This is a genomic window from Kitasatospora sp. NPDC034533 (genome assembly GCF_055575155.1).
Window position 1 is genome coordinate 1 of the sequence record NZ_JBVITE010000167.1, and the last position, 1,394, is coordinate 1,394.

Consider the following 1,394-nt stretch of genomic DNA (forward strand, 5'->3'; position numbering starts at 1 on the left):
CTGAGACCTGATGCCGAGCCGATTGTGGTGAAGTGGATGATCCTATGCTGTCGAGAAAAGCCTCTAGCGAGTTTCATGGCGGCCCGTACCCCAAACCGACTCAGGTGGTCAGGTAGAGAATACCGAGGCGTTCGGGTGAACTATGGTTAAGGAACTCGGCAAAATGCCCCCGTAACTTCGGGAGAAGGGGGGCCATTCCTGGTGACGACCCGTGCGGTCTGAGCTGGGGGTGGCCGCAGAGACCAGCGAGAAGCGACTGTTTACTAAAAACACAGGTCCGTGCGAAGCCGTAAGGCGATGTATACGGACTGACGCCTGCCCGGTGCTGGAACGTTAAGGGGACCGGTTAGCTCCATTTCGGTGGGGCGAAGCTGAGAACTTAAGCGCCAGTAAACGGCGGTGGTAACTATAACCATCCTAAGGTAGCGAAATTCCTTGTCGGGTAAGTTCCGACCTGCACGAATGGCGTAACGACTTCTCGACTGTCTCAACCATAGGCCCGGTGAAATTGCATTACGAGTAAAGATGCTCGTTTCGCGCAGCAGGACGGAAAGACCCCGGGACCTTTACTATAGCTTGATATTGGTGTTCGGTTCGGCTTGTGTAGGATAGGTGGGAGACTGTGAAGCGGCAACGCCAGTTGTTGTGGAGTCGTCGTTGAAATACCACTCTGGTCGTGCTGGATGTCTAACCTGGGTCCGTGATCCGGATCAGGGACAGTGTCTGGTGGGTAGTTTAACTGGGGCGGTTGCCTCCTAAAGGGTAACGGAGGCGCCCAAAGGTTCCCTCAGCCTGGTTGGCAATCAGGTGTTGAGTGTAAGTGCACAAGGGAGCTTGACTGTGAGACTGACGGGTCGAGCAGGTACGAAAGTAGGGACTAGTGATCCGGCGGTGGCTTGTGGAAGCGCCGTCGCTCAACGGATAAAAGGTACCCCGGGGATAACAGGCTGATCTTCCCCAAGAGTCCATATCGACGGGATGGTTTGGCACCTCGATGTCGGCTCGTCGCATCCTGGGGCTGGAGTAGGTCCCAAGGGTTGGGCTGTTCGCCCATTAAAGCGGTACGCGAGCTGGGTTTAGAACGTCGTGAGACAGTTCGGTCCCTATCCGCTGTGCGCGTAGGAGTGTTGAGAAGGGCTGTCCCTAGTACGAGAGGACCGGGACGGACGAACCTCTGGTGTGCCAGTTGTTCTGCCAAGGGCATGGCTGGTTGGCTACGTTCGGGAGGGATAACCGCTGAAAGCATCTAAGCGGGAAGCCTGCTTCGAGATGAGCACTCCCACCTCCTTGAGAGGGTAAGGCTCCCAGTAGACGACTGGGTTGATAGGCCGGATATGGAAGCCCTGTGAGGGGTGGAGTTGACCGGTACTAATAGGCCGAGGGCTTGTCCTCAG

The 1,394-nt window shown here is 56.4% G+C and carries 1 rRNA gene; it reads left to right on the forward strand.

Annotated elements, in window-relative coordinates:
* A 23S ribosomal RNA gene (locus ACZ55U_RS39050) occupies positions 1-1,392 on the forward strand; the annotation flags it as partial.
* Positions 1,393-1,394 lie beyond the last annotated feature (2 nt).